The 22,648-nt window shown below is 68.0% G+C and carries 22 protein-coding genes and 1 tRNA gene; 15 read left to right on the top strand and 8 right to left on the bottom strand.

The features are described from left to right. The first annotated feature begins 122 nt into the window (after positions 1–122). From AC1RRR_RS10205 to AC1RRR_RS10180, 6 genes are all read left to right on the top strand, one after another. Positions 123–197 (top strand) — tRNA-Gly (locus AC1RRR_RS10205). A gap of 98 nt (positions 198–295) precedes the next feature. Continuing rightward, complete coding sequence (locus AC1RRR_RS10200; protein WP_492812722.1) at positions 296–2,056, top strand: DUF885 domain-containing protein; 1,761 nt, start codon at positions 296–298, stop codon at positions 2,054–2,056. Between the two features lies 1 nt (position 2,057). Next, the gene (locus AC1RRR_RS10195) at positions 2,058–2,990 is read left to right on the top strand and encodes a sugar kinase (RefSeq protein WP_492812720.1); all 933 of its coding nucleotides are present in this window, start codon (positions 2,058–2,060) and stop codon (positions 2,988–2,990) included. Then, positions 2,990–3,907: a hypothetical protein gene (locus AC1RRR_RS10190; RefSeq protein ID WP_492812718.1), complete on the top strand. Its 918-nt coding sequence runs from the start codon at positions 2,990–2,992 to the stop codon at positions 3,905–3,907. The genes AC1RRR_RS10195 and AC1RRR_RS10190 overlap by 1 nt, the downstream gene beginning before the upstream one ends. A gap of 95 nt (positions 3,908–4,002) precedes the next feature. After that, a complete protein-coding gene (locus AC1RRR_RS10185) occupies positions 4,003–4,371 on the top strand; it encodes a helix-turn-helix domain-containing protein (RefSeq protein WP_492812716.1) in 369 nt (122 codons plus the stop codon). Next, positions 4,371–5,096 (top strand): DUF6456 domain-containing protein, encoded by a 726-nt coding sequence (locus tag AC1RRR_RS10180; RefSeq protein ID WP_492812714.1) that lies wholly within the window; start codon positions 4,371–4,373, stop codon positions 5,094–5,096. The genes AC1RRR_RS10185 and AC1RRR_RS10180 overlap by 1 nt, the downstream gene beginning before the upstream one ends. On the opposite strand, the gene AC1RRR_RS10175 is transcribed toward AC1RRR_RS10180, so the two are convergent. Further along, complete coding sequence (locus AC1RRR_RS10175; protein WP_492812712.1) at positions 5,093–5,842, bottom strand: glucose 1-dehydrogenase; 750 nt, start codon at positions 5,840–5,842, stop codon at positions 5,093–5,095. The genes AC1RRR_RS10180 and AC1RRR_RS10175 overlap by 4 nt on opposite strands. A gap of 188 nt (positions 5,843–6,030) precedes the next feature. Here AC1RRR_RS10175 and AC1RRR_RS10170 point away from each other — a divergent pair, with 188 nt between their 5' ends. The 3 genes from AC1RRR_RS10170 (at position 6,031) to AC1RRR_RS10160 (ending at position 9,765) form a co-directional block, all read left to right on the top strand. Beyond that, positions 6,031–6,504, top strand: a complete 474-nt coding sequence (locus tag AC1RRR_RS10170) for a GatB/YqeY domain-containing protein (protein WP_492812710.1) — start codon at positions 6,031–6,033, stop codon at positions 6,502–6,504. 145 nt (positions 6,505–6,649) lie between these two features. Then, a complete protein-coding gene (locus AC1RRR_RS10165; protein ID WP_492812708.1) occupies positions 6,650–8,797 on the top strand; it encodes a DUF6311 domain-containing protein in 2,148 nt (715 codons plus the stop codon). An 86-nt stretch (positions 8,798–8,883) separates the two neighbouring features. Next, positions 8,884–9,765, top strand: a complete 882-nt coding sequence (locus AC1RRR_RS10160) for a DUF8189 domain-containing protein (RefSeq protein ID WP_492812706.1) — start codon at positions 8,884–8,886, stop codon at positions 9,763–9,765. On the opposite strand, the gene AC1RRR_RS10155 is transcribed toward AC1RRR_RS10160, so the two are convergent. The 5 genes from AC1RRR_RS10155 to AC1RRR_RS10135 all read right to left on the bottom strand — a co-directional run bounded on the left by AC1RRR_RS10155 (position 9,762) and on the right by AC1RRR_RS10135 (position 12,916). After that, on the bottom strand, positions 9,762–10,079 hold the full coding sequence (locus AC1RRR_RS10155; RefSeq protein WP_492812704.1) for an ArsR/SmtB family transcription factor: 318 nt from the start codon (positions 10,077–10,079) through the stop codon (positions 9,762–9,764). The two genes, AC1RRR_RS10160 and AC1RRR_RS10155, sit on opposite strands and share 4 nt — an antisense overlap. Before the next feature lie 141 nt (positions 10,080–10,220). Continuing rightward, the gene (locus AC1RRR_RS10150) at positions 10,221–10,670 is read right to left on the bottom strand and encodes a PA2169 family four-helix-bundle protein (protein ID WP_492812702.1); all 450 of its coding nucleotides are present in this window, start codon (positions 10,668–10,670) and stop codon (positions 10,221–10,223) included. A 57-nt stretch (positions 10,671–10,727) separates the two neighbouring features. Beyond that, on the bottom strand, positions 10,728–11,660 hold the full coding sequence (trhO, locus tag AC1RRR_RS10145; protein ID WP_492812701.1) for an oxygen-dependent tRNA uridine(34) hydroxylase TrhO: 933 nt from the start codon (positions 11,658–11,660) through the stop codon (positions 10,728–10,730). Further along, positions 11,653–12,078, bottom strand: a complete 426-nt coding sequence (locus AC1RRR_RS10140; RefSeq protein ID WP_492812700.1) for a SufE family protein — start codon at positions 12,076–12,078, stop codon at positions 11,653–11,655. The genes trhO and AC1RRR_RS10140 overlap by 8 nt, the downstream gene beginning before the upstream one ends. Positions 12,079–12,121: 43 nt before the next feature. Continuing rightward, positions 12,122–12,916, bottom strand: a complete 795-nt coding sequence (locus AC1RRR_RS10135) for a sensor histidine kinase (protein ID WP_492812699.1) — start codon at positions 12,914–12,916, stop codon at positions 12,122–12,124. A 196-nt stretch (positions 12,917–13,112) separates the two neighbouring features. Between AC1RRR_RS10135 and divJ the strand changes: the two genes are divergently transcribed. Then, on the top strand, positions 13,113–14,858 hold the full coding sequence (gene divJ / locus AC1RRR_RS10130) for a cell cycle sensor histidine kinase DivJ (RefSeq protein ID WP_492812697.1): 1,746 nt from the start codon (positions 13,113–13,115) through the stop codon (positions 14,856–14,858). Positions 14,859–14,864: 6 nt separating this feature from the next. Here divJ and AC1RRR_RS10125 read toward each other — a convergent pair whose 3' ends face one another. Next, complete coding sequence (locus tag AC1RRR_RS10125) at positions 14,865–15,752, bottom strand: hypothetical protein (protein ID WP_492812696.1); 888 nt, start codon at positions 15,750–15,752, stop codon at positions 14,865–14,867. 66 nt (positions 15,753–15,818) lie between these two features. Between AC1RRR_RS10125 and AC1RRR_RS10120 the strand changes: the two genes are divergently transcribed. Continuing rightward, positions 15,819–16,148, top strand: coding sequence for a DUF1491 family protein (locus tag AC1RRR_RS10120; RefSeq protein WP_492812695.1), 330 nt, complete (start codon positions 15,819–15,821; stop codon positions 16,146–16,148). Between the two features lie 144 nt (positions 16,149–16,292). Then, entirely contained in the window at positions 16,293–16,673 is a 381-nt protein-coding gene (locus tag AC1RRR_RS10115; protein WP_492812694.1) for a hypothetical protein, read from the top strand. Between the two features lie 3 nt (positions 16,674–16,676). Here AC1RRR_RS10115 and AC1RRR_RS10110 read toward each other — a convergent pair whose 3' ends face one another. Beyond that, positions 16,677–16,814 (bottom strand): hypothetical protein, encoded by a 138-nt coding sequence (locus AC1RRR_RS10110; protein ID WP_492812692.1) that lies wholly within the window; start codon positions 16,812–16,814, stop codon positions 16,677–16,679. Positions 16,815–17,067: 253 nt separating this feature from the next. Here AC1RRR_RS10110 and AC1RRR_RS10105 point away from each other — a divergent pair, with 253 nt between their 5' ends. The 3 genes from AC1RRR_RS10105 to AC1RRR_RS10095 all read left to right on the top strand — a co-directional run bounded on the left by AC1RRR_RS10105 (position 17,068) and on the right by AC1RRR_RS10095 (position 22,647). After that, complete coding sequence (locus tag AC1RRR_RS10105; RefSeq protein ID WP_492812690.1) at positions 17,068–19,461, top strand: TonB-dependent receptor plug domain-containing protein; 2,394 nt, start codon at positions 17,068–17,070, stop codon at positions 19,459–19,461. A 103-nt stretch (positions 19,462–19,564) separates the two neighbouring features. After that, on the top strand, positions 19,565–21,154 hold the full coding sequence (locus tag AC1RRR_RS10100) for a tetratricopeptide repeat protein (RefSeq protein ID WP_492812688.1): 1,590 nt from the start codon (positions 19,565–19,567) through the stop codon (positions 21,152–21,154). Beyond that, positions 21,151–22,647, top strand: a complete 1,497-nt coding sequence (locus AC1RRR_RS10095; RefSeq protein ID WP_492812687.1) for a DUF1570 domain-containing protein — start codon at positions 21,151–21,153, stop codon at positions 22,645–22,647. The genes AC1RRR_RS10100 and AC1RRR_RS10095 overlap by 4 nt, the downstream gene beginning before the upstream one ends. Position 22,648: the final 1 nt, after the last annotated feature.

Below are 22,648 nucleotides of genomic sequence, written 5' to 3'. Positions count from 1 at the left end.
GGGCGTAGCTCAGTGGTAGAGCACAACCTTGCCAAGGTTGGGGTCGAGAGTTCGAATCTCTTCGCCCGCTCCATTCTTCCCGAATTCAGGGAGAATGGAGCGAGTACATATCTCGCGAATGGGCGGGCGTAGCTCAGTGGTAGAGCACAACCTTGCCAAGGTTGGGGTCGAGAGTTCGAATCTCTTCGCCCGCTCCATTCTCGAAATCTTCCGAACATTTAGACGAACGCGACGGCCCTGATCGGATCGGCGATTCGCGTGTTCCTGCGCGTCGGCTTGGCCTAAGCTGAACCGCATGACTCGTATCGCCTCATGCTTGGCTGGCGTCTGCCTGGCCGCGCTGACGGTCTCGGCCGCCTGGGCCGGACCCGCATCCGTCAACCTGACCAAGCTGGTCATCCGCTACGAGGCCCTGGGCGATCCCGGCGAGGACCCCGATTCCGGCGGTTCGGCCGATGCGCGCTGGAAGCTGCCGGACGTCTCGCCGGCCGCCGACGCCGATCGCACCACCAAGCTCAAGCAGATCCAGGGCGACCTGAAGGCCATGGGCGACAAGGGGCTGGTCGAGGACGAGCGCCTGACGCGTGATCTGCTGCTGTTCAGCCTGCGCGACCGGATCGAGGCGGCGGGCTTCGACGAGGCGCGCATGCCGTTCAGCAGCGACGGCGGCTTCGACGTGATGATGCTGTATCGCGCCAGTGGCACGACCCTGCGCGGCGCCGATGAGGCGCGCCGCTGGATCGCGCTGCTAAACGGCATGCCCGGCTGGTACGCGACCAATATCGATAACGCCCGGCGCGGCGTTTCCAGCGGCTTCGTCCAGGCCGTCCCGACCGCCCAGGCGGTGCTGGAGCGCGCCCAGCGCGCGGCCGCCACGCCCTTGGCCGAGGATCCGCTGCTGGCCCCGCTGCGGGCGCTGCCCGACAGCATCCCCGAGCGTGCCGCCCTGATCGCCGAGGGCGAAAAGGCGGTCACCGACAAGGTCGCGCCGGCTCGCGCCAGCTTCGTCACCTTCATGACCGACGAGTACGTCCCGCATGCGGCCAAAAGCCTGGCCGCCTCGGACCTGCCGGATGGCAAGCGCTACTACGCCTTCCTGGCGCGCCGGCACACGACCACCGACCTGACGCCGGACCAGATCCACGACATTGGCCAGGCCGAGGTGGCCCGCATCCGTGCTCGCATGCAGCAGGCCATGCAGGCCGCCGGCTTCCAGGGCGACCTGACGGCCTTCATCGCCATGCTGCGCAAGGACCCGCGCTTCTACGCGACCAGCCGCCAACAGCTGCTGGAGAAGTCCAGCGAGATCGCCAAGCGCGCCGACGACCAGCTTCCGGCCCATTTCGGCGTCCTGCCGCGCCTGACCTATGGCGTGCGGCCGGTGCCGGCCAGCATCGAGAAGGGCTACACCACCGGCCGTTATTTCGGCGGGGATCCCAAGGTCGGTCGGGCCGGCGGGCTGATGATCAACACCTCGGAGCTGGACCAGCGGCCTCTGTACGAGTTGCCGGCCCTCGTGCTGCACGAGGGCGTGCCGGGGCACCACATCCAGACCTCGCTGGCCCAGGAGCAGGTCGGTGTGCCGGAGTTTCGCCGCAACCTCTACTTCACCGCCTATGGCGAGGGCTGGGGCCTCTATTCGGAGTGGCTGGGCGAGGAGATGGGGATCTATCGCGATCCCTATGAGCTGTTCGGCCGGCTGTCGTACGAGATGTGGCGCGCCTGTCGCCTGGTGGCCGACACCGGCATGCACTGGAAGGGCTGGACCCTGGACCAGGCCCGCGCCTGCTTCACCGACAACACCGCCCTGTCGCCGGTCAACATCGAGGTCGAGCTCAAGCGCTACGTCTCGTGGCCTGGCCAGGCCCTGGCCTACAAGATCGGCGAGCTGAAGCTGCTGGAACTGCGCCAGAAGGCCGAGAAGAAGTTGGGCGACCGCTTCGACGAACGCGGCTTCCACGATGCGGTGCTATTGCACGGCTCGTTGCCGCTGTCGGTGCTGGAAACCCGCGTCGACGCCTGGATCAGTCAACAGAACAACAAGAAGAAGGGCTGACATGGCCAAGATCACCGTCCTCGGCGAATGCATGGTCGAGCTGTCGCCGGAGGCGTCCGATGGCGGCGCGCCGCTGTATCGGATGGGCTATGCCGGCGACACGTTCAATACGGCGATCTACATGGCCCGCCTGGGCGACGAGGTCGCCTACTGCACGGCGCTGGGGCAGGGCGATCCCTTCAGCGAGGGCGTGCTGTCGACCATGCGCCGCGAGGCCATGGACACCCGCCTGGTCCGCCAGGTCGAGAACCGCCTGCCGGGCCTGTACGCCATCGTCCTGGACGAGCACGGCGAGCGCAAGTTCCACTACTGGCGCGAGCGGGCGCCGATCCGCGACCTGTTCTCGGCCCACACCGCCGACCAGCTGATCGAGGCGGCCAAGGCCAGCGACCTAGTCTACCTCTCGGGCGTCACCCTGGCGGTGATCGGCGACATCGGCCGGGCGCGCCTGAAGGACCTGCTGGCCTATGTCCATTCGCGCGGCGTGGCGGTGGCCTTGGACTTCAATTATCGGCCCGCCCTGTGGAGCAACGCGGAGGCGGCGCGCGAAGCCTTGGACGGCGTCGTGCCCTCGTGCCGCTACGTCTCGCTGAGCAGTGAGGACAGCCGCCCGCTCTACGACCGCGAGGCCGAGGACCTGGCCGTCGAATGGGCCGCGGCGGGCGCCGAGGTGGTGGCCCGCGACGAGAGCCATTGCGTCAATGTCCATCGCCCCGACGGCCGCACGGCCACGCCCGCGCCCGGCCGCGTGAAGGCCGTGGACACTACGGGAGCAGGGGACAGCTTCAACGCCGCCTATCTGTCCTCGCGACTGGCGGGGCTGCCCATTCCGGAGGCCGTCGCGCGGGCTCATGCCCTGGCCGCGCTGGTGGTCTCGCACCGGGGCGCCATCCTGCCGCACGACGTGGCGCTGAACGTCGCCCGAGCGTCCTGATGATCGCATTGCCAGACGCGCTTGAGCCGAGCCCGCTCCAGGCGGATCTGGCCGCGTGCTTCCTGGCGCCTGCGACCTCGGCGCTCGAAGCCCTGCTGCTGGAGCTAAGAGCGGAAACGGATGCGGCGCTGGCGACTGACGCGCCGCTCTACGGCAAGCCGTATCCTTACGGCTACTGCCTGGAGATCACCCTGGACGTGATGACGCGGCTGCGTCTGCGGATGCAGCAGGCGCCCCAGTCCGCGGGCGAGCAGGCGATAAGAGCGTTCCTACTGGGCGGTGGGGAAGGGCGGCAGGTCTGGGGCATTCTGCGCGAGCGCTATTTCCAGAACGCGATGGTGCTGGGCGACCTCTATGTCGACGTCGCCAACGACTCCGTCGATCCGGCCAAGCCGAAAGTCGAGATCCTGCCACTGGCGGTGTCCGGCCTGTCCCTGGTGCAGACCGTCGAGGACTTCGTCCGCATAGCCGAACCCTATTGGAATGTGCGCCTGTACGCCAATACGGCGCTGCCGTTCTTGGCGCCGCTGTTTCCGTTCCTGGCGGTGAACCCATCGGGCCAGATCAGGCTGGAAGCGCGGCCCAACCACATGATGCGCCTGCTGGCCGGCGGCGGCTTTGTTCAGTCGGAGCGTTGGCTGGCCGAGGGCCCCGAGCCGGCGGCGGAGATCGTTCAGGCGGTGCGCGAGGTTTGTCCCCCGGACATCCTGGCCCTTGGCCCCGTCTCGGGCCGCGAGGCGTCGATCCAGATGTGCCGCGATCTGCGCGCGGCCGGCGCCCGCGACAAGGCCTGGCTGGACGAGATGTGGGCGATTCTCGAACGCATCCCGGTTGCGAGCCTTGGCGACGCGAATGCTCGTCCCGCGACGGGAATTGGCGAGCCCGCATCCAATAAAATCAACACCTTGGTCCCGTGAAGCTTGAGCGAAATAGGAATATCTTCCTCTTTGTGGGAAAATAAACCTATAGTCGTATCCGTCCGCCGCGCTCGCGGCTGGGAGGAGAGGACGCCATGCTGGTTCAAACCCTTGAGGACATCTGGGCGATCACGCCCGACCCCCGTCGCGACCGCCTGACGGTCGGCTTCGTCACCCATCTCGTTTCCCTGGCCACCGGCGTGCCGGCGGCCGAGATCTCGACGCCCAAGCGGGCCTCGCACGCCGCCGTCCGCGCCCGGCAGCTGGCTATCTACCTGACCCACATCACCTTCCATTGGCCGCTGGCGCGGGTGGCCTTCGCGTTCGGCCGTGACCGCACCACCTGCGGCCATGCCTGCCGCAAGATCGAGGACCTGCGCGAGGACGCCGCCTTCGATCGCCGTCTGGCCGAGCTGGAGGCGTGCCTGCGCCAGGCCCCGGCCCATGCTCAGGGGATGCCGTGATGAGCGTCGACGCGATCTTCGAGGCGGAGCTGGAGGCCCGCCGTCTGGCCGAGCGCGCCATGCGGCTGCTGGCCCGTCCCGGCGCTGTGATCGAGGCGCGGGGCGTCGGCTACGGCGTGCGCCTGGGCGCCAGCCGCCGGCGCAGCGTGATGCTGGTGCTGGACGAGGCCGCCTTCCAGGTCCTGGCGCGGGAGGCGACCCTGAAGGTCCGACCGCAAGGCGGTTGGGTGATGACCACGCGGCCCGAGCCTGTGGTGCTTCCGCCCGGACGTCCCGGCGTGATCGAGGCGGTGGTCGAAACCGTCGAAGGCAAGGCGCGGCGCAATCTGGGGGAATCGCCGATCGCCTGGCTGGCCCGTCGCCGCGACGGCGCGGGGCGGCCCTGGCTGTCGCCGGTCGAAGCCGCCGCCGGCGAGCGCCTGCGTGAGGAATTCGAGAGCCTGGGGACGCAAGGCCGCACGACCATGCGCTGGGACCTGACGCCCCGCGTCTCCGGCGGGCGCCCCGGTCTCGCGCCCGCCGAACGCGACCACGCCGCCCGCGAGCGGATCGCCAAGGCGCTGGCGGCGGTCGGGCCGGGCCTGCGCGAGATCCTGGAGCGGGTCTGCCTGATGGGCTCGGCCCTGGAACAGGCCGAGCAGTCGCTGAAGCTGCCGCGCCGGGCGGGCAAGACGGTCCTGAAACTCGCCCTGCAGCGCCTGGCGCGGCACTACCACATGGCCTAGCGGTTGCCGCCGGCCACAGCGATGATCTCGCCGGTGATCCAGAAACTGTCCGGCGAGGCCAGGAAGGTCGCCACCGGCGCGATGTCCGACGGTTGACCCATGCGGCCCAGCGGGGTCTGGGCGACCATCTGGGTCTCCAGCTCGCTGCCGATGATGCCCATGGTGTGGGTGCCCTCGGTCTCGACCGCGCCGGGCGAGATGGCGTTGACGCGGATTTTGCGCGAACCCAGCTCCTTGGCCAGCACGCGGGTGATCGAGTCCACGGCGGCCTTGGTGCCGGTGTAGACCGAGGCGGTCGGGATATCGACCGTGGTGGCCGCCGAGCTGATGTTGATCACGCTGCCGCCGTCGGCGCTAAAGCGCTTGGCCGCTTCCTGGGTGGCCAGCAGCAGGCCCAGGACGTTGATGTTGAACTGGCGGTGGAAGTGCTCTTCGCTGATGTCTTCCAACGCGGCGAATTCGTAGACGCCGGCGTTGTTGACCAGGATGTCGACGCCGCCGAAGGCCTTCACGGTCTGGTCGAACAGGGCCGTCACCTCGGCGCTCTTGGCGACGTCGCCCTGCACGGCGATGGCCTTGCCGCCGGCGGCGGTGATCTCGGCGACCACCTTGTCGGCGCCCTCGCGGCTGGAGGCGTAGTTGACCGCCACGGCCGCGCCTTCGGCGGCCAGGGCCTTGGCGATCGCGGCCCCGATGCCCTTCGACGCGCCGGTCACGACGGCGGTCTTGCCAGTAAGCTTGCTCATTGTCTCTCTCCGTTCGGCCTATTGGCCGGCCGCCCTTATCGGCGAACGCTTCGACATTTAGATAATCATCGAAGTGATTCAATGAGCGGGGAGACGAGAATTTTTGCATGCCTGTCGATGCAGGCTAGAAGTGGCCCCGAAACGAGATGGCTCTGTCCTCGAACAGAGTGAACTGAAAGGACGACGACATGGCTTTGCTCGACGCGCTCAAGGCTGACCAACTCGCGGCGCGCAAGGCGAGCGACCGTCTGAAGGCTGACGTGCTCACCACCTTGATCGGCGAAGCGACGCAGATCACGACCGAGGAATTCAAGCGCGGCGTGACGGAGGTCACGGACGAAAAGGTTGTCGCGACCGTCGCGAAGTTCGTGAAGAACACGAAGCTGACGCTGGAAAACCTCGCGGCCGAACGCGCGCGTCTGGTCGAAGCCGGCGGCGATGCGTCGAAGGTGGACGAGCGGGCCAAGGCGGCCGAAACCGAACTGGCGATCTTGTCCTCGTACGGCCCAAAGCAGATGACGGAAGCGGAGCTTCGCGAGGCCATCAACGACTTCAGGGCCAAGAACCCCGACGCCAATGTCGGGGCGATCATGGCCTACCTCAAGACCAGCTTCGGCGGTCAGTATGACGGCAAGACGGCCAGCGCTTTGGCCAAGGCTTAGATTGAGCGTCGCTCCATTGCACTAGGTGCTCGGCGCTTTCTCCGCCCTCAAGGTCAACCCTTGGGGGCGCGGGGAAAATCTCGTCGCTGAGGCTGTGCCTTGGCGACTTCGATGCTAAGCACGGGCGGCGTGACTGGGGAGCTGCATGCGTTTTCCGAAGACCCTGCGGTATGAGCCGATCGTTTTCGCGGCGCTGCTGACGATCGTCCCGATCCTGCTGTGCGGCTTCATGTTCGGCTTCGACATCCCGCTGGCCTCGGCCAAGTTCTGGAGCAATCCCAAGAACGACATGGCCATCATGTCGACGGCCTACGAGGCCTTCGTCCGCAAGCCCTGGACCTTCCCGCCGACCATGGTCTCGGGCCTGCTGCCCAAGCCGGTCTCGATCGTCTTCACCGACAGCATTCCCTGGTTGGCCATCCTGCTGAAGGCCTCGGGCCTGGGTCTGTATCTGAACCCCTTGGGCGTCTTCCTGCTGATCAGCTATCCGCTGCAGGCCTGGTCGATGGTCGCCCTGCTGCGGTCGCTGGGCGTCAGCAGCCGACCGGCGCTGCTGCTCGGCGGACTTCTGGCGGTGGTGTTCCCAACCTGGATCGCCCGCCAGTTCGGCCACATCGCGCTGTCCGGCCACTGGCTGATCCTGCTGGCGCTGAGCCTGTCGGTGTCGTCGGCGCGCTTCGGGCTCACGGCGCGGCGGGTCGTCGGTTTCGCGGCCCTCACGGCCCTGACCGTGGGCGTCCACGCCTATCACCTGGTCCCGGTCGGCGCCTGCTTTGGCGCGGCCTTGCTGGCTGAGCTGACCCAGCGTCGGACGGACGCCTGGACGCGGGTCGCCGTCGCGGCCAGCGGCGTTCTGACCGTCCTGGCCTTCTCGGCCCTGTTGCTGGGCTATGGCGATGGCGCGGGGCCGACCGGCGGCGCGGACGCGCTGGGCCTGTATTCGATGAACGTCCTGGCCCCGGTGTGGCCGCAGGCCTCGCTGCTGGCCGGTCAGTACTGGACCGGCGGCTGGTATCTTCACACCTTGGACCCGAACGGCGGCCAGTCGTTCGAGGGCTTCCAGTTCCTGGGCTTTGGCGTGCTGATCCTGGTCGCGACCATGCTGTGGCTGGTTGGACGCGACCTGGCGGTCGGCCGCCGTCCCGAGGCCGGCTTCTGGACCCGCTGGGCGCCGCTGATCCTGGCCATGCTGGTGCTGACCGCCTGGGCCATCGGCTGGATCGTCTATGCCGGTCCCTGGCGCCTGTTCGCCTTGCCCAAGCCTAGCGGCCAACTGGCGGAGGTGATCGCCGGTTTCCGCTGCTATGGCCGCTTCTTCTGGGCGCCGGCCTATCTGCTGACGGCCATCGCCATCAACTGGGTCAGCCGCCTGCGCCGTCCCGTCGGTCTTGGCCTGCTGGCGGTCGCCCTGCTGGTTCAGGCCTGCGACACCAGCCCGCTGCGCCAGGGTGTGCGCGCCACCTTCGTCGGGCCTGACGATCTGGCCATGCCGGCCGCCTTCGCGCAGAGCCAGGCCATTCGCGGCCGCGCCTGGGTGTTTCGTCCGACCTACTTCTGCAGCCTCGACTCCCGCGACCTGCGGGTGATGCGGCAGATGGCCCTGATCGCCGTGCGCACCGGCGGGACGCTGAACACCTACGGGACCGCGCGGAGCAATGACGCGGCCGCTTGCGACCTGGTCGATCCGGTCCTGACCCGGGACGCCGTCCCTGGCGATCGCCGCATGACCATCGTGCTGTCCGGCGGCAAACGCCAAGGCGGTTTCCTGCAGACCGTGACCCGGCGCACCGACTGTTATCGCTTTGCGCGCGGAGCGATCTGCGGTCGCGACCTGGCCGGCATCAAGGGCCTGACCCCGGTCGCGCCTGGCGAGCTTGGCGCGGCGCGGCCGCCGCTGCTGTCGATCCATCTGAACCAGCCGCCGCGCTCGCCGGCCTTGATCTCGGGCTGGTCGGTGCTGGATCCGGGAGGCAATGGCATCTGGACACTGGGCCATAGGGCCGAGTTCCAGCTGGATGCGCCGGCGACCCTGGGCGCGCGCGGCTTCTTCGTCGACATCAAGGCGATCGGCGCCACGCCCCAGCGTGTGACCCTTCTGGCCGAAGGGCGCCGGTTGGGCGTCCAGGAGATCGGGCCGGCCGGTTTCGAGGACTATCGCTTCGCTGTGCCGGGCGACCTGGTCAAGCCGGGCGAGGCCATCCGCTTCGCCTTCGAGCTTCCCGACGCCCGCCGCGTCGGAACCGATCCGCGCATGCTGGGGATCGCGGTGCAGACGATCGAAGTCGTGCCGTAAACTTTCAGGCTGTAGCTAGAAGTGGTTACGCGGCTCGGTTGCGATCTGCCCTAAGCTTTCGGAAGAAAAGCTTGGGAGGCATTGCGATGACCGACACCCTCTATGTCCTGCATCAAGGTTACGGCAATGACGGCGGGCTCTGGTGCGCGACCTGGGACGGCGCGACTTGGGCCGACAAGGCGCTCGGCGCTGGCATCACCGGCGGACCGGCCGTGGCGGTCTACAACGGCGTGGTTCACGTCTTTCGCCAAGGCACGGGGGACAATCAGGGCGTCCTGCTGCACACGACCTGCACGAACGGCCAGTGGTCGGGCGATGAGTCCCTGGGCGCGGGCCTGTCGCACAACCCGGCCGCCGTCGTCTATGGCGGCAAGCTCTGGGTCTTCCACCAGGACGGCGACAATTCCGGCAAGCTGTTCCACATGACCTATGACGGGACAAGCTGGTCGTCGGACACCCAGATTCCGCTCGGCATGTCCTACAGCCCCAGCGCCACGGTCTATCGCGGCAAGCTCTATCTGTTCCACAACGGCTATGACTCGCGCGGGCCGGAGCATTCCGACCGGTCGATCTGGTACTCGGCCTATGACGGAACCAGCTGGGGCGCGGACACCCTGGTCCTGCCGAGCATGGGCGTCGGCGCCATCGTGGGAAGTCCTTCCGTCACCGTCAGCAGCAACGATCTCTTCCTGTTCTTCTGCCGAAGCAGCGACGGAAAGATGTCCTGCTGGCGTGGCGATCCCGCCAATCCCACCACTTGGCGCAAGACCTACACCCTGCCATGCGGCATGTCGGAGAGCCCCGCCGCGGTCACGTTCAACGGCTCGGTCTACACCTTCCATCAGGGCTACGGCGACGACGGCTCGCTCTGGTACGTCCGTTGGGAGGGCAGTGACCAATGGGACAATGACGTGATCTGCCCGCCCTTGCTGTCGGACACGCCCGGCGTGGCGGTGCTGCCCGGCTAGATCTCGGCCAGCTGGGCCAGATAGGCGCTCAGCACGTCGCGCTGCAGCACCAGGAAGGCGAACTTGCCCTGGCGGCAGATCTTGATCAGGCCGGCCGTCTCCAGCTCCTTCATGTGGTGCGAGAGGGTGGCGGCGGTCACGGGCACGTGCTGGGCCATCGCGCCGCAAGGAAAGGGCTCGCTGGCCGCGCCGACCTCCTTGAGGATCTGGCGACGACGCGGGTCGGCCAGGGCCTTGGCGATCAGGTTGACCTGCCTCTCGTCAAGGACAAGAGGGGCGTCGAGGATGCGCAGCGCGTCTTCCATGGCCTTCATATGCGGTGGGATGGCCGCAGAGGCAAATCGAGGTGCGAAAACCTCGCCCTTCGACAGGCTCAGGGTGAGGTTTTCGACTGAACGGTCTTAGCAGTAGCCCTCATCCTGAGCCTGTCGAAGGACGAGGGCGGGCCAAGGACCCTAGTGCTTCAGCATGTGCTTGATGTCGCGCATCTGGTCGTGGCCGGACTTCACCGAGGTCCAGGCCTTTTCGATCGCGGCGCGGGTCTGCGGATCGACGTCGGTGTCCTGCAGAGCCTTTTCGTACTTGGCCTTGATGTGGTCTTCGCCGGCCTCGACCTCGGTGACGACGGCTTCGTCGCCCTTGGTGATCGAGTCCTTCAGGTTCAGGAACACGCGGTGGGCGGCGGCCAGGATGGTGCCGTCGTCCTTGGGCTCGCCGCCCAGGCGGCGGACCTCGTCCTGCAGGTCCGAGGCGACCGAGCGGCGCTCCTGGGCGCGGCGTTCGAACAGCTCGCGATAACGGGAGGCGTCGGCGTCCTTGGCGGCCTCGGCATAGCCGTCGGCGCTATCGATCGTGGTCTCGACCAGGCCGTTGACGAGCTTGATGTGGTCTTCGTTGGTATGCATCGGGCGGCTCCTCGCTGGGTAGGGGAGCCGGGTCAACGCGGGGCGGCCGCGAACGGTTCAGCCTTGCTTTACAGGTAAAGTCGCGCCGACGTGGTCGATGCCCAGGGTCTCGCAGTGCACGGCCTGGCGGTGACGCTCGGCGGCGCGGGCCTTCTGATCGTCCGACCGCTGATCGTGACAGGCGGGGCAGGAGACGCCCTCGACATACAGCGGCGAGGTCTGGCTTTCCGGGCTCACGGGCATGCGGCAGCCGCGGCACAGGACGTGGGTCCCTTGGGAGAGGCCATGGCCGACCGCGACGCGCTCGTCGAACACGAAACACTCGCCGCGCCACAGGCTTTCGGGCTCGGGCACCTGCTCCAGATAGTCGAGAATCCCGCCCTGCAGGTGGAAGACATCCTCGACGCCTTCGGACTTCAGGAAGGCGGTCGACTTCTCGCAGCGGATGCCGCCGGTGCAGTACATGGCGATCTTCTTGGGCGGCGTCTCCAGCCCCTGGCGCCAGTCGCGGAACCAGGCGGGGAAGTCCGAGAAGCTGGCCGTCTTCGGGTCCAGCGCGCCCTCGAACTGGCCGACGGCGACCTCGTAGTCGTTGCGGGTGTCGATCACCACGACGTCGGGATCGCTGATCAGGGCGTTCCAGTCGGCGGGCGCGACATAGGTCCCGGCGTCGTTCGGATCCAGGTCCGGCTCGCCCAGGGTGACGATCTCTTTCTTGAGCCGCACCTTCATCCGGTAGAACGGCATGCGCTCGGCCCAGGCGGTCTTGGGCGCGAGATCAGCGCAGCCGGGCAGGGCGCGGATGTGGTTCAGCACCGCCTCGATGGCGGCGTCCTCGCCGGCGATGGTGCCGTTGATGCCTTCCGGGGCCAGCAGCAAGGTGCCCTTGACGCCCAGGCCGCAGCACAGGGCGGCCAGCGGGCCTTGGATCGCCGCCGGGTCCGGAAACCGCGTGAAGCGGTACAGCGCGGCGACGCGATAGTTAGCCAAGACGAACCTGCGCGTCGTGCTGGATGCGGGCGACCATCGACTTCAGGCCGTTCGAGCGTTGCGAGGACAGCGCGCCCGACAGGCCCAGCTTGTCCATCGCGCCCTTGGCGTCGAAGGCGGCGATGTCGGCGGGCATGCGGCCCGAATAGAGGCGCAGCATGATGGCCACCAGGCCGCTGACGATGTGGGCGTCGCTGTCGCCGCGGAACTTCAGGGAGCCGTCGGCCTGCGGCTCGGTAACCAGCCAAACCTGGCTGGCGCAGCCGCGCACCTTGTTCTCTTCCGAGCGCTCGGCGTCGGTCAGCGGCTCGAGTTCCTTGCCCAGCTCGATCACGTAGCGATAGCGCTCTTCCCAGTCGCCGAGGAGCTCGAACTCGTCGGCGAGGTCGTTGAGGGCGGTATCGATGGTGCTGCTCATGGCGGCCAATTAGGGGGCTGGCCCCGTCAAGGCAAGCGCGCGCCTATGCGGCGGGAAGTATCAGCCGCGCCAGGAAGCCCGCGCCCAGGCTGGAGGACAGCTTCAGCTGCCCGCCCATGGCGCGCGACAACAGGTCGACGATCGGCAGGCCAAGACCCACGCCCTCGCTGGTGCGGGTCAGGGTCGAGCCGCCCTGTTCGAACGGTTGCAGCAGGCGCGGCAGTTCGGCGCTCTCAACGCCGGGGCCCTGGTCGCGGATGGTGATCTCGACCTCGCGCCCGATCTTGGCCGCCGCGACATGCACGACTCCCCCAGCAGGCGAGTGCGTAACGGCGTTCTGCAGGAGGTTGGTCAGCATGGTCCGCAGGCCCCGGCTGTCGGCCAGGACCGCCGGCATGGACCGTTCGCCGACCACGTGGACGATCACGTCTCGGCGGCGGATTTCCGAGCCCAGGGCGTCGATGACGTCTTCCATCGCCTCGTCCAGGCTCTCGGGCGTCATCTCGATATCGGTGACGTGACCCTCGAGGCGGGCGATCTCGACGATCTGGTTGACCAGCTTCAGCAGCTTCAGGCCGCTGTCGTGGACGATGGTCGCATATTCCTTGTACTGCGGGCTTCCCAGCGGGCCGTACAGCTCCTGCGAGAGGATCTCGGAGAAGCCGATCACGGCGTTCAGCGGGGTGCGCAGTTCGTGGCTGACCATGCGCAGGAACGACCGCTTGCGGTCGTCCAGGGCCAGACGTCGACGCTCGATCGCGGCCGCCCGGCGCTCGGCCGAGGTCGGGTCCGCGAAGGCGGAGACGATCGAAGCGTCCAGGGACGCCGGTTCTGGCATGGTAGGCTCCCGGACCTTCTGTCCGTGACGATTGAGCCGGGACTATCGCCTCAGGCGCTTACGAATCCGTTTCCGTCCACAACGCGTCCACCAGGAAAGGTCGCTCGACGATTGTGCGGCCTTGGGGGAACGGCTGCGCCGCGTTAAGGTTTGACGACGGTGATCCTTCCCGCACCGCGCTTGAAGTCGACGGCCTTTGGAATTCGAGACGCTTCCAGACCCGATCAGACGCCCGGCCGCTCGCGCGGCGGGGTTCAATCCCGCGCATGCATGGCGCTTGGGATGGCTGGCGGCTATCTGTCTGGCGGCGGCCGCGACCCTGTTCACCGACGAAGGCGGCTGGCCCATCTGGGCGGCCCTGGGCGCGGGCGCGGTTCCGGCCCTGGCCTCCTTGATCTTCACGCGTGACGACGAGCGCACCCAGTCGCTGATCCTGGTCCTGTGGGCCGTGGGCGGCGCCCTGGCGGCAGTGCTGACCGGCGGCGTCTCCGGCGCCATGGCCGCCTGGTGCCTGGCCCCGGTCGCGGCGGCCTCGATCACCAACCAGTCCCGGCGACTGGCCGAAGGCGCGGCCCTGGCGCTGATCGGCGGCTGTGTCGCCGCGCTCACCCAACTCTCTGGCCTGGCCCCGCCCGAGCCGACCGGCCCGCTGGGCTTCGTGCTCGGTTTCCTGGCTCTGGTCACCACGGGCCTTGGCCTCGCCGCTGGCCTGCTGATCGGCCGTCGCCGCCAGGGCGCGCGCGATGATCGCAACGCGTCGGAGATCCTGGCGCTGGAAACCCTGCTGGACGGCCTGCCGCATCTGGCCATCGCCATCAAGGGCCAGGGGCAGGTGACCGCCGTGCGCGGCGCGCCGCCGCCCGGCGTCACCACCGTCGACCTGGTCAATCGCGGCCTGACCGGCGCGGCAGCCCCCGGCGATCGCCAGCGCCTGACCGCCGCCATCGCCGCCGCCCATCGCGAGGGCGTGGCCAGCCTGACCTTCAATCCGGCCCTGGGCGTCGAGCGCATCGTCGCCATCGACCTGGTCCGCGTCTCGCCCAACCAACTGGTCGGCGTGCTGCGCGACGTCACCGCCGAGCGCAACCGCGAGAGCTCCCTGGACCAGGCCCGTGTCGACGCCGAGGCCCTGGCCGCCGGCCGCGCCCGCTTCCTGGCCAATATGAGCCACGAGCTGCGCACGCCGCTGAACGCCATCATGGGCTTCTCGGACATCATGCGCGGCCGGATGTTCGGTCCCTTGAGCGACCGCTACGCCGAATATGCCGAGCTGATCCACGAGAGCGGCGGCCACCTGCTGGACCTGATCAACGACGTGCTGGACATGTCCAAGATCGAGGCCGAGCGCTTCGAGCTGCAACGCGGCATCTTCGACGCCCGTGAGGCGGTGCAGGCGGCCATGCGCCTGCTGCGCGTCCAGGCCGACACCGCCAATGTCCAGCTGCGCGGCGTGCTGCCGCCGGGCGAGCTGGAGGTCGACGCCGACCGCCGCGCCCTCAAGCAGATCGTGCTGAACCTCGTCTCCAACGCCCTGAAGTTCACCCCGCGCGGTGGTCAGGTGACCGTCACGGCCCACGGCTATGATGGCGTGCTGGAGATCATCGTCGCCGACACCGGCGTCGGCATTTCCCCCGAGGACCTGGAACGTCTGGGCCGTCCCTACGAGCAGGCCGGCGGCGTCGAGCAGCGCGCCAAGGGCACGGGCCTGGGCCTGTCGCTGGTGCGCGCCTTCGCCAAGCTGCATGGCGGCGAAATGACCATCGAGAGCCGCTTGGGCGCGGGCACCAGCGTGTCGGTGCGCCTGCCGGTGCTGCTGACCCCGCTGCGCCCGGCCGCGCCCGAGCCTATGGCGGTGGAAGATCTGGCCACCCCCGAAGACGGCCCGCCGGCGCCGCCGCCGGCCGCCCTGGGCGATAACGTCATCGCGTTTGCGCCGCGCTAGGGCGCGTTACCGCAGAAACGCCCGCCCCGCCGCGAAATCGCCGACCTCGACATAGGCCTTGCGGGTGACTTCGTCGCCGCGGCCGGTGAAGGCGAACTCCACCGTCACTGCTTCACGCGGATCCAGCTGCGAGATCGCGTCGGCCGCTGCGGTCGGGAAGCGGAAGGCCAGGCCGGTCTTCGCGCCGGTCGGCAGCAGGGTGAGGGGGGCTTCCTCGCGGGTCTCGGCCGTGAACACCAGGCTGGCGTTGCGCGGCGCGACCTTGCCCGAGAGATTGCGGCCGGCGCCGCGCGCGATGTACGGGCCCAAGGTCCGGTTGGTGTCGCGTACGATGATCCGCGCGACATAGGGGCGCTGGCCGTTGTCGAAGGTGGCCACGGCTGTGACGGCCTTGGCGCGGCCGGCCAGGCCGAACATCAGGCGGTCGCCGCCGAAGCTGGACGGCTGCGACAGCCGCCAGACCGGGATGGTCGCCGAGACCGAACGCTCGGCCTTCCAGGACGCGACGTCGCCCGGATAGACTTGGCTCAGCATCTGCGAATAGCCTTCGAAGGCCTTCTTCACGCGGCCGGCGGCCAGGGTCAGGTCGTTGGAATTGCAGGCCGCGCCGGCGGCCTTGGTGCGGGCGCGCTGCTCCAGGGCGGTGACCTGCTGTTCGCTGGCGCCCGAGCGCAGGGTCGCGCCGCGCGCCTGGGCGCGGGAGGCGTCCAGGGCCGCCGAGACGGTGGGCGTGAACAGCCGGCAGCGGCCATCGGCCGCTGTCATCAGCGTGCGTTCGTAGAGCTGGTCGGCGGCGTTGGCGAACAGCGCCGTGGGGAAGGCGAACACCGCCAGCCCGATCGACACCCCGACCCATCGCGCCCCGCGACCTTTCTGGTGCGTACTTGGCGTCATTTGCTCGTATGCTTCGAGACTTGAAGGGCGACCTATAGGGCGCTGTGGTTGCGGTTCGGTTAGCGGATGCTTTTGTCGACGGATATCTGGGTAGGCGCGCTGATCCGCCGCGCGGAATTGGGCGGCGCCTTCGCCATGGTAGCCCGCAAGGGCGACCAGCGAGCGGGGGCGGTGCTGGTCAAGGTGGTCGACCGCCGGGCCGGGACCGCCAAGCTGTTCAGCGAGGCCACGCGCGGCGACGGCGAGCGTTTCTGGATGCAGCCGGTCCGTTCGGAGTTCGAGCCCGACCTGGACGCCTATACCGAGCGCGCGGCCCGGATCGATCCGGACGTCTGGGTGGTCGAGATCGAAGACCGCGACGGTCGCCACTTCCTGACGGAACCCGTCGAGGCCTGAAACCGGCGGGATTTGAATCTCTTAGGTGGAGCGTCTGTGGAGAACTCGACTTAGGCGCAGCGTTAACCCTGCTCCTAAACCGGACCTAAAGCGTGTTTGAGGCATTTTGGACGGGCCTCCAAAACGCTCTCCCCAGTGCTCGCCATGCTTTTCCTGATGAACGACGTGATCCTGAGTTTCGACCCGGCCGAACTGACGCCGCCGATGGCTCGCGACCGTTTCGCGGCGCTGTCGCTCAACTATGTCGGGGAACTGGGCAAGGAACTGTTCGCCGAAGAGCCGCTGCTGCCGCACAAGGATGTTGAACGCGCCGAACGTCTGGCGGCCTTGATCATGGCCAAGGGGCCGGGCGTGAATGCGGCGCTGTTCATCGCGCCGGGTCGCGGCTGCCGCAAGGAAGACGTCCAGGTGCGTTATGCGCAGCTGAGCATCGAAATCATGGCCGCGCTTCTGCAGCGCCAGAATTCCGGGGCGCTCACCAATCTCGAAGCCGACCGTCAGGTCTGGCGGCGCCTGGCCGCCTAAGCCCTAGAACCGGATCAGCGTAAACAGCCAGCTCAGCGTCATCGCCAGGACGACAAGTCCGGCCAGGGTGATGCCGAAGCACAGCGCGCTGGTGGCGGGGTGACGCCGACCGTGGTCGCGATGATGGTCAAGCAGGGCCATCGTTCGATTTCCTCCATTCGTCCGGCGATCTGACGTCGTCGGTGCGGAACACGGGAAGCATGACTCCAAACCCATTCTTCGAATAGGGGCTTTTTGTCGCTTCCTTGAGCGAAACGGGCAGGGCGCGGTCACGGTTGCGCCCAAGGTTTCGGCGAACGCCGTTCCAAGCCTTCATCTGGCCGACATCAGTCCGTCGCCTGTCCGACAACACCCGTCGCTACCCCGCGCTGAAACCAAACAGTGCAGGTTCACGATGAAGCTTCTGTCCACCGTCGCCTGGAGCGTGCTCGCTCTGGCCCTTTCCAGCCAAGCCCAGGCCCAGCAGGTCGCCGCTGCCGACACGGCCGCAGCCGAGGTCGACACCATCGTCGTCACCGGCACGCGCCGGGTCGACCGCACGGCCTTCGAGTCGGCGGCGCCGGTCGACGTCGTCAGCCAGGAAGCCCTGCGCAACACGGTCTCGGACGAGATCATGGACAAGCTGGCGGCCACCACGCCGTCGTTCAACGTCCAGCGCCTGCCGGCCGCCGATGGCCAGGCCTTCGTGCGTCCCGCCACCCTGCGCGGCTTGTCGCCCGACCAGACGCTGGTGCTGGTGAACGGCAAGCGCCGTCACCGCTCGGCGGTCCTGGGCGGCCGTGGTCAGCAGGGCGTGGACTTGGCCTCGCTGGGCACGAGCGGCATTGACCACATCGAAGTGCTGCGTGACGGGGCATCGGCCCAGTACGGCTCGGACGCCATCGCCGGCGTGATCAACATCCTGCTGAGCAACCAGGTCGGCTTCGACGGCCACGCCCAGTATGGCCGCTACTATGCCGGCGACGGCCAGAAGACCGAAGTGGGCGGCCGTTATGGCGTCTCGATCGGCAACGGCGGTTCGCTGGTCGGCGCGCTAGACTACACCAACGCCGAGGCCACCTCGCGCACGCGCCAGCGTCCGGACGCCATCGCCTTCCAGGCCGCCAACCCGACGATCAACGTCAAGAACCCGGTCCAGCGCTGGGGCCAGCCCGATCGTGAAGTCTGGCGCGGTTCGCTGAACCTGGTCGTGCCGATGGGCGACAATGTCGAAGGCTACGCCTTCGGCACGTACAGCGACATGCACGGCGAGACCGACTTCAACTGGCGCAACCCGTCGAACGACACCTCGTACCGCACCAGCCCGCTGTTCCCCGGCTGGTCGTTGAACCAGCTGTATCCGGGCGGCTTCGCGCCGATCTTCGGTCAGGACGAGACCAACGCCTCGCTGGCCGGCGGCCTGCGCGGCGACGCCATGGGCTGGTCGTGGGACGCCTCGATCAACTGGGGCCGTGACGACGTCGACTACTTCCTGAACAACAGCATCAACGCCTCGTTCGGTCCGCAGTCGCCGACCAGCTTCGACGCCGGCTCGCTGATCCAGAAGGAGCAGACGCTGAACCTGGACGCCTCGCGTCCGCTGGAATGGTCGTTCCTGGCCAAGCCGGCCAACCTGGCCGTGGGCCTGGAAGCCCGCAAGGAAACCTACGAGATCCAGGCGGGCGACCGCTATTCGTGGGACGTCGGCCCCGGCGCGCCGGCCGGCCTGCCTAGCGGCTCGAACGGCTTCCCGGGCTATGCCCCCAGCCAGGCCGGGTCGTGGAACCAGACCAGCTATGCCGGCTATGTCGATCTGGACCTGCCGATCACCGACAAGTTCGGCGCCGACATCGCCATCCGCCACGAGGACTTCTCGGAGTTCGGCCAGACCACCGACGGCAAGATCGCCGCGCGCTATGAGTTCACGCCGAACTTCGCCATCCGTGGCGCGGTCTCGACCGGCTTCCGCGCCCCGACCGCCGGCCAGATCAACAACACCCGCACCTCGCAGGGCCTGAACACCACCACCTTGCTTCTGTTCACCTCGGGCCGCCTGTCGCCGATCAACCCGATCTCGCAGGCTCTGGGCGGCAAGCCGCTGGAGCCGGAAGAGTCCAAGAACCTGTCGCTGGGCTTCGTCTTCCGTCAGGGCGGCTTCACCGCCTCGGTCGACTACTACCGCATCGACGTCGACAACCGCTTCGCCGTGTCGCCGAACTTCACGGTGACCCCGGCGCTGCGGGCCCAGCTGATCGCGGCCGGCGTGCCCGGCGCCGACAGCCTGACCACCGTCAGCTACTTCACCAACTCGTTCGACACCCGCACGCAAGGTGTGGACGTCGTCGGTTCGTGGCGCGGCCAGCTGCTGGGCGGCAAGGCCGGCGTGACGGCGGCCTGGAACTGGAACGACACCAAGGTCACGCGCTCCAAGCTGACCGAGGTCTCGAACCTGTCGCGCATCAACCTGGAGAACGGCCTGCCGCAGAACGCCGCCAACGTGACGTTCGACTACAGTCGCGGCATCTTCAGCGGCATGATCCGCACCCGCTGGTCGGGCGAGTGGACCGACGCTCAGGCCAACGGTACGGCGGATCTGATCCAGAACTTCGCCGGCAAGGCCCTGGTCGACCTGTCGGTCAGCGCCGAGCTGAGCGACCAGATCAAGCTGACGGTCGGCGCCGAGAACCTGTTCGACACCTATCCGGATGAGGCGACCTTCCAGGCCTCGCGCGGTCTGATCTACTCGCGCAACGCGCCGTACGACACCGATGGCGGCCTCTGGTACGCCCGGATCTCGGCGAAGTTCTAGGACTGTCTCGAGGCGCGGCTTCGGCCGCGCCTCGAACCCCCTTGCACCGGCGCCTCGAACCCGCCTAGCCTCAATCGCAGATTGCGGGCTGAGGGGTACGCGCATGATAGGGCGCAAGAGCGTGGCGGCGGTGGTTGGCCTGTTGGCGGCGACCGCGCTGACGGGCAATGCCTGGGCGCAAGAGGCCAAAGGCCGCTGGACCCGCGCCGAGAGCCCGCACTTCACCGTCTATGGCGACGTCACCTCGACCCAGCTGAAGGACTATGTCGTCAAGCTGGAGCGCTATGACGGCCTGCTGCGCTACCTGCACGGCATGCCGCTGGACGGCGACGCGGTGCGCAAGCTGCCGATCTATCTGGTGGTCTCCCGCACGGGGTTCGAGACCGTGATCCCGGGGTTGGGAGAGGGTGTCGCGGGCTTCTACGTGCCCAGCCCCAACGACGTCTTCGCCGTGGCCTGGCGCCAGAAGGAAAGCGATCACGTCATCCAGCACGAATACGTGCACCACTTCATGCTGCGCTACTTCCCCTACGGCTATCCGGCCTGGCTGACCGAGGGCTATGCCGAGTACTTCGGCAGCGCGGTGATGGACGACACCAAGATCCAGGTCGGCCGCAATGCCATGCGCGGCGAGAACCTGCGCAACGGCCCGTGGGTCTCGATGGAAAAGCTGCTGAGCAAGCGGCCGTTCGAACTGTCGGGCAGCGAGCCCTTCATGTTCTACGCCCAGGCCTGGCTGCTGACGCACTACTTCATGAGCGATCCGGCGCGGTACCAACAGCTGCAGGCCTATATGAAGGCCGTCGGCGGCGGGGCCGATCCGATCAAGGCCATGACCGAGATCACGGGCATGTCGCCGGGCAAGCTGCAGGTCGAGCTGCGCGGCTACATGATGGGCGCGCTGAAGTTCACCGACTACACTGTCAGCAACTTCCCGACGCCGCAGATCAAGCTGTCGCCGATGCCGCCGGCCGCCGACGATCTGCTGCTGGTCAGCCAGGGCCTGCGCCGGGCCGGCCTGTTCGGCGCCGATGAAGAGGTCGACGAGGACGCCCCCGGCGCGACGGCCAAGCGGATCGCCGAGTACAAGGAAGAGATGAAGGCCTGGGGGCAGGGGCTGCTGACCCAGGCCCGGCGCGGAGCCGAGCGTTATCCCGACGCGCCGCTGGCCCGCCTGACCCTGGCGCGCGCCGAGCTGACCTATGGCGATCGCGAGCAGGGCCTGAAGCTGGTCGACGCCTATACGGCCGAGCACCCTGACGACCCCGAAGGCTTCGAGCTGGCGGGGCTGGGCCGCATGGCCATTGGCGACCGCGACGCCGCCCGCCGCGAGACGCTGTACAAGGAGGCGGGCCTGAAGATGGGCCAGGCCTTCAAGCTGGACCCCGATCGCTTCCAGACGCTGTACGGGTACGCGCTCAGCCGCAGGCTGGACCCGAAATATCCCAGCGACAACGTCCTGAACGTGCTGGATCGGGCTCATGAACTGGCGCCGCAGGTGCCCGACATCACCATTACCGAGGCCGAGGCCCTGATCGCGCGTGGCCAGAACGGCGAGGCCGCTGCGTTGCTCAAGCCGGTGGCCAACAGCCCGCACGGCGGCAAGACGGCCAAGCAGGCCAAGGCCCTGTTGCAGAAGATCGGCAGCGAAGCGCCGTCCAGCGAGAGCAATCCCAAGGACTCTGGCCAATGATCCGGAAACTGTCGGCCGCGCTGCTGGGCCTGGCCTTGCTGGCGCCCGCCACGGCCAGCGCCGAATGGCGACGGGCCGAGACCGAGCACTTTGTGGTCTATGGCCGCAGCGAGAAGGCGGTGCGCCAGTACGCCTCGATGCTGGAGGACTTCGACTCCGTCCTGCGCCGGCTGCACAAGCAGCCCCCGGAGGACGCGCCGCCGATCAAGCTGCCGGTCTATCTGGTCTCGGACCTGGGCCAGTTGCGTCGCGTCCTGCCCTGGGCCCGCGAGGGGACGCAAGGCGTCTACATCCCCGCGACGACCGAGGTGTTCACCATCGCCATCCGCGACGGCGTGTCCGACGACAACGACCCGAACCGCGGCGACGACACGGTCATGCACGAGTACGTGCACCACTTCATGCTGCGCTACTATCCCAGCGCCTATCCGGCCTGGCTCGTCGAGGGTTATGCCGAGTACTACATGACCACCGACCTGGGCTGGAACCGCTTCGTCGTGGGCGGCTACAACAAGGGGCGGGCCTATAGCCTGGTGGCGCCGGGCTCCAGCTGGGTCTCGATGGCCGACCTGCTGACCAAGCGTCCCAGCGAGTTCGGCAAGTGGGAAACCAACAGCTACTACGCCCAGGCCTGGCTGCTGACCCACTACATCCTGTCGGACCCCGAGCGTCGCAAGAAGCTGAGCCCGTTCCTGGAGGCGGTGCGCACGGGCCAGAAGCCGACCGAGGCCTGGCAGAAGGTCTATGGCCAGGACATGGACGGCCTGCGCAACGCGCTGAAGTCGTATCTGGACCGCCCGCTGCCGGCTGGGGCGCTGCCGCGCGTCACGCCGGCCGAAGCCCAGATGACCGTGACCAGCCTGCCGCCCTCGGCCGACGCGCTGCTGCTGGACTATCAGCGGCTGAAGCTGGGCGTGGGCAAGGACGACCGGGCCGGCGTGCTGGCGTCGATCCGTTCCGCCGCCGCCCGCTACCCGACCGACCGCTTCGCCCGACTGGTGCGGGCCCAGGCCGAGACCCAGTTCGGCGACCGCGCGGCGGGGGAGGCGATCCTCAACGCGCTGTTGGCCGAGGATACCAAGGACAAGGACGCCCTGGTCGTGCTGGGCGAAAGCCGCTTGATGGCCGCCGACGCCGACAAGGATCATCGCAAGGAGATCCTGGGCGAGGCGGGCAAGCTGTTCGCCCGCGCCTTCAAGATCGAGCCCGACGATCCGCGCGTGCTGCACGGCTATGCCGAGGCCAAGCAGCTGGAACCGCTGAACGACAACATGGTCAACGTCCGGGTGCGGGCCATGACGCTGGCGCCCCAGGTCGGCCACCTGCGCCTGGACGCGGGCCGGGCGCTGGTCCAGTTCAAGGAATACGACACCGCCCGTACGGTGCTGACGCCCCTGGCCGGCAGCCCCCACGGCGGTCCGGAAGCCGAGGCGGCCCAGGCTCTGTTGAAGGCGCTGCCGGAAGACAAGCCGGCCGCCGACAAGAAGAGCTGAC

Source organism: Caulobacter sp. GW821-FHT12D05 (assembly GCF_058807295.1).
The sequence above is the reverse complement of the archived record's forward strand: the minus strand, read 5'-3'. Positions and strand labels throughout refer to the sequence as shown.

Bases quoted from the DNA above. Each gene is read 5' to 3' on its own strand.
- AC1RRR_RS10200 (WP_492812722.1), top strand. From the start codon at position 296: ATGACTCGTATCGCCTCATGCTTGGCTGGCGTCTGCCTGGCCGCGCTG.
- AC1RRR_RS10195 (WP_492812720.1), top strand. From the start codon at position 2,058: ATGGCCAAGATCACCGTCCTCGGCGAATGCATGGTCGAGCTGTCGCCG.
- AC1RRR_RS10190 (WP_492812718.1), top strand. From the start codon at position 2,990: ATGATCGCATTGCCAGACGCGCTTGAGCCGAGCCCGCTCCAGGCGGAT.
- AC1RRR_RS10185 (WP_492812716.1), top strand. From the start codon at position 4,003: ATGCTGGTTCAAACCCTTGAGGACATCTGGGCGATCACGCCCGACCCC.
- AC1RRR_RS10180 (WP_492812714.1), top strand. From the start codon at position 4,371: ATGAGCGTCGACGCGATCTTCGAGGCGGAGCTGGAGGCCCGCCGTCTG.
- AC1RRR_RS10175 (WP_492812712.1), bottom strand. From the start codon at position 5,842: ATGAGCAAGCTTACTGGCAAGACCGCCGTCGTGACCGGCGCGTCGAAG.
- AC1RRR_RS10170 (WP_492812710.1), top strand. From the start codon at position 6,031: ATGGCTTTGCTCGACGCGCTCAAGGCTGACCAACTCGCGGCGCGCAAG.
- AC1RRR_RS10165 (WP_492812708.1), top strand. From the start codon at position 6,650: ATGCGTTTTCCGAAGACCCTGCGGTATGAGCCGATCGTTTTCGCGGCG.
- AC1RRR_RS10160 (WP_492812706.1), top strand. From the start codon at position 8,884: ATGACCGACACCCTCTATGTCCTGCATCAAGGTTACGGCAATGACGGC.
- AC1RRR_RS10155 (WP_492812704.1), bottom strand. From the start codon at position 10,079: ATGAAGGCCATGGAAGACGCGCTGCGCATCCTCGACGCCCCTCTTGTC.
- AC1RRR_RS10150 (WP_492812702.1), bottom strand. From the start codon at position 10,670: ATGCATACCAACGAAGACCACATCAAGCTCGTCAACGGCCTGGTCGAG.
- AC1RRR_RS10140 (WP_492812700.1), bottom strand. From the start codon at position 12,078: ATGAGCAGCACCATCGATACCGCCCTCAACGACCTCGCCGACGAGTTC.
- AC1RRR_RS10135 (WP_492812699.1), bottom strand. From the start codon at position 12,916: ATGCCAGAACCGGCGTCCCTGGACGCTTCGATCGTCTCCGCCTTCGCG.
- AC1RRR_RS10125 (WP_492812696.1), bottom strand. From the start codon at position 15,752: ATGACGCCAAGTACGCACCAGAAAGGTCGCGGGGCGCGATGGGTCGGG.
- AC1RRR_RS10120 (WP_492812695.1), top strand. From the start codon at position 15,819: ATGCTTTTGTCGACGGATATCTGGGTAGGCGCGCTGATCCGCCGCGCG.
- AC1RRR_RS10115 (WP_492812694.1), top strand. From the start codon at position 16,293: ATGCTTTTCCTGATGAACGACGTGATCCTGAGTTTCGACCCGGCCGAA.
- AC1RRR_RS10110 (WP_492812692.1), bottom strand. From the start codon at position 16,814: ATGGCCCTGCTTGACCATCATCGCGACCACGGTCGGCGTCACCCCGCC.
- AC1RRR_RS10105 (WP_492812690.1), top strand. From the start codon at position 17,068: ATGAAGCTTCTGTCCACCGTCGCCTGGAGCGTGCTCGCTCTGGCCCTT.
- AC1RRR_RS10100 (WP_492812688.1), top strand. From the start codon at position 19,565: ATGATAGGGCGCAAGAGCGTGGCGGCGGTGGTTGGCCTGTTGGCGGCG.
- AC1RRR_RS10095 (WP_492812687.1), top strand. From the start codon at position 21,151: ATGATCCGGAAACTGTCGGCCGCGCTGCTGGGCCTGGCCTTGCTGGCG.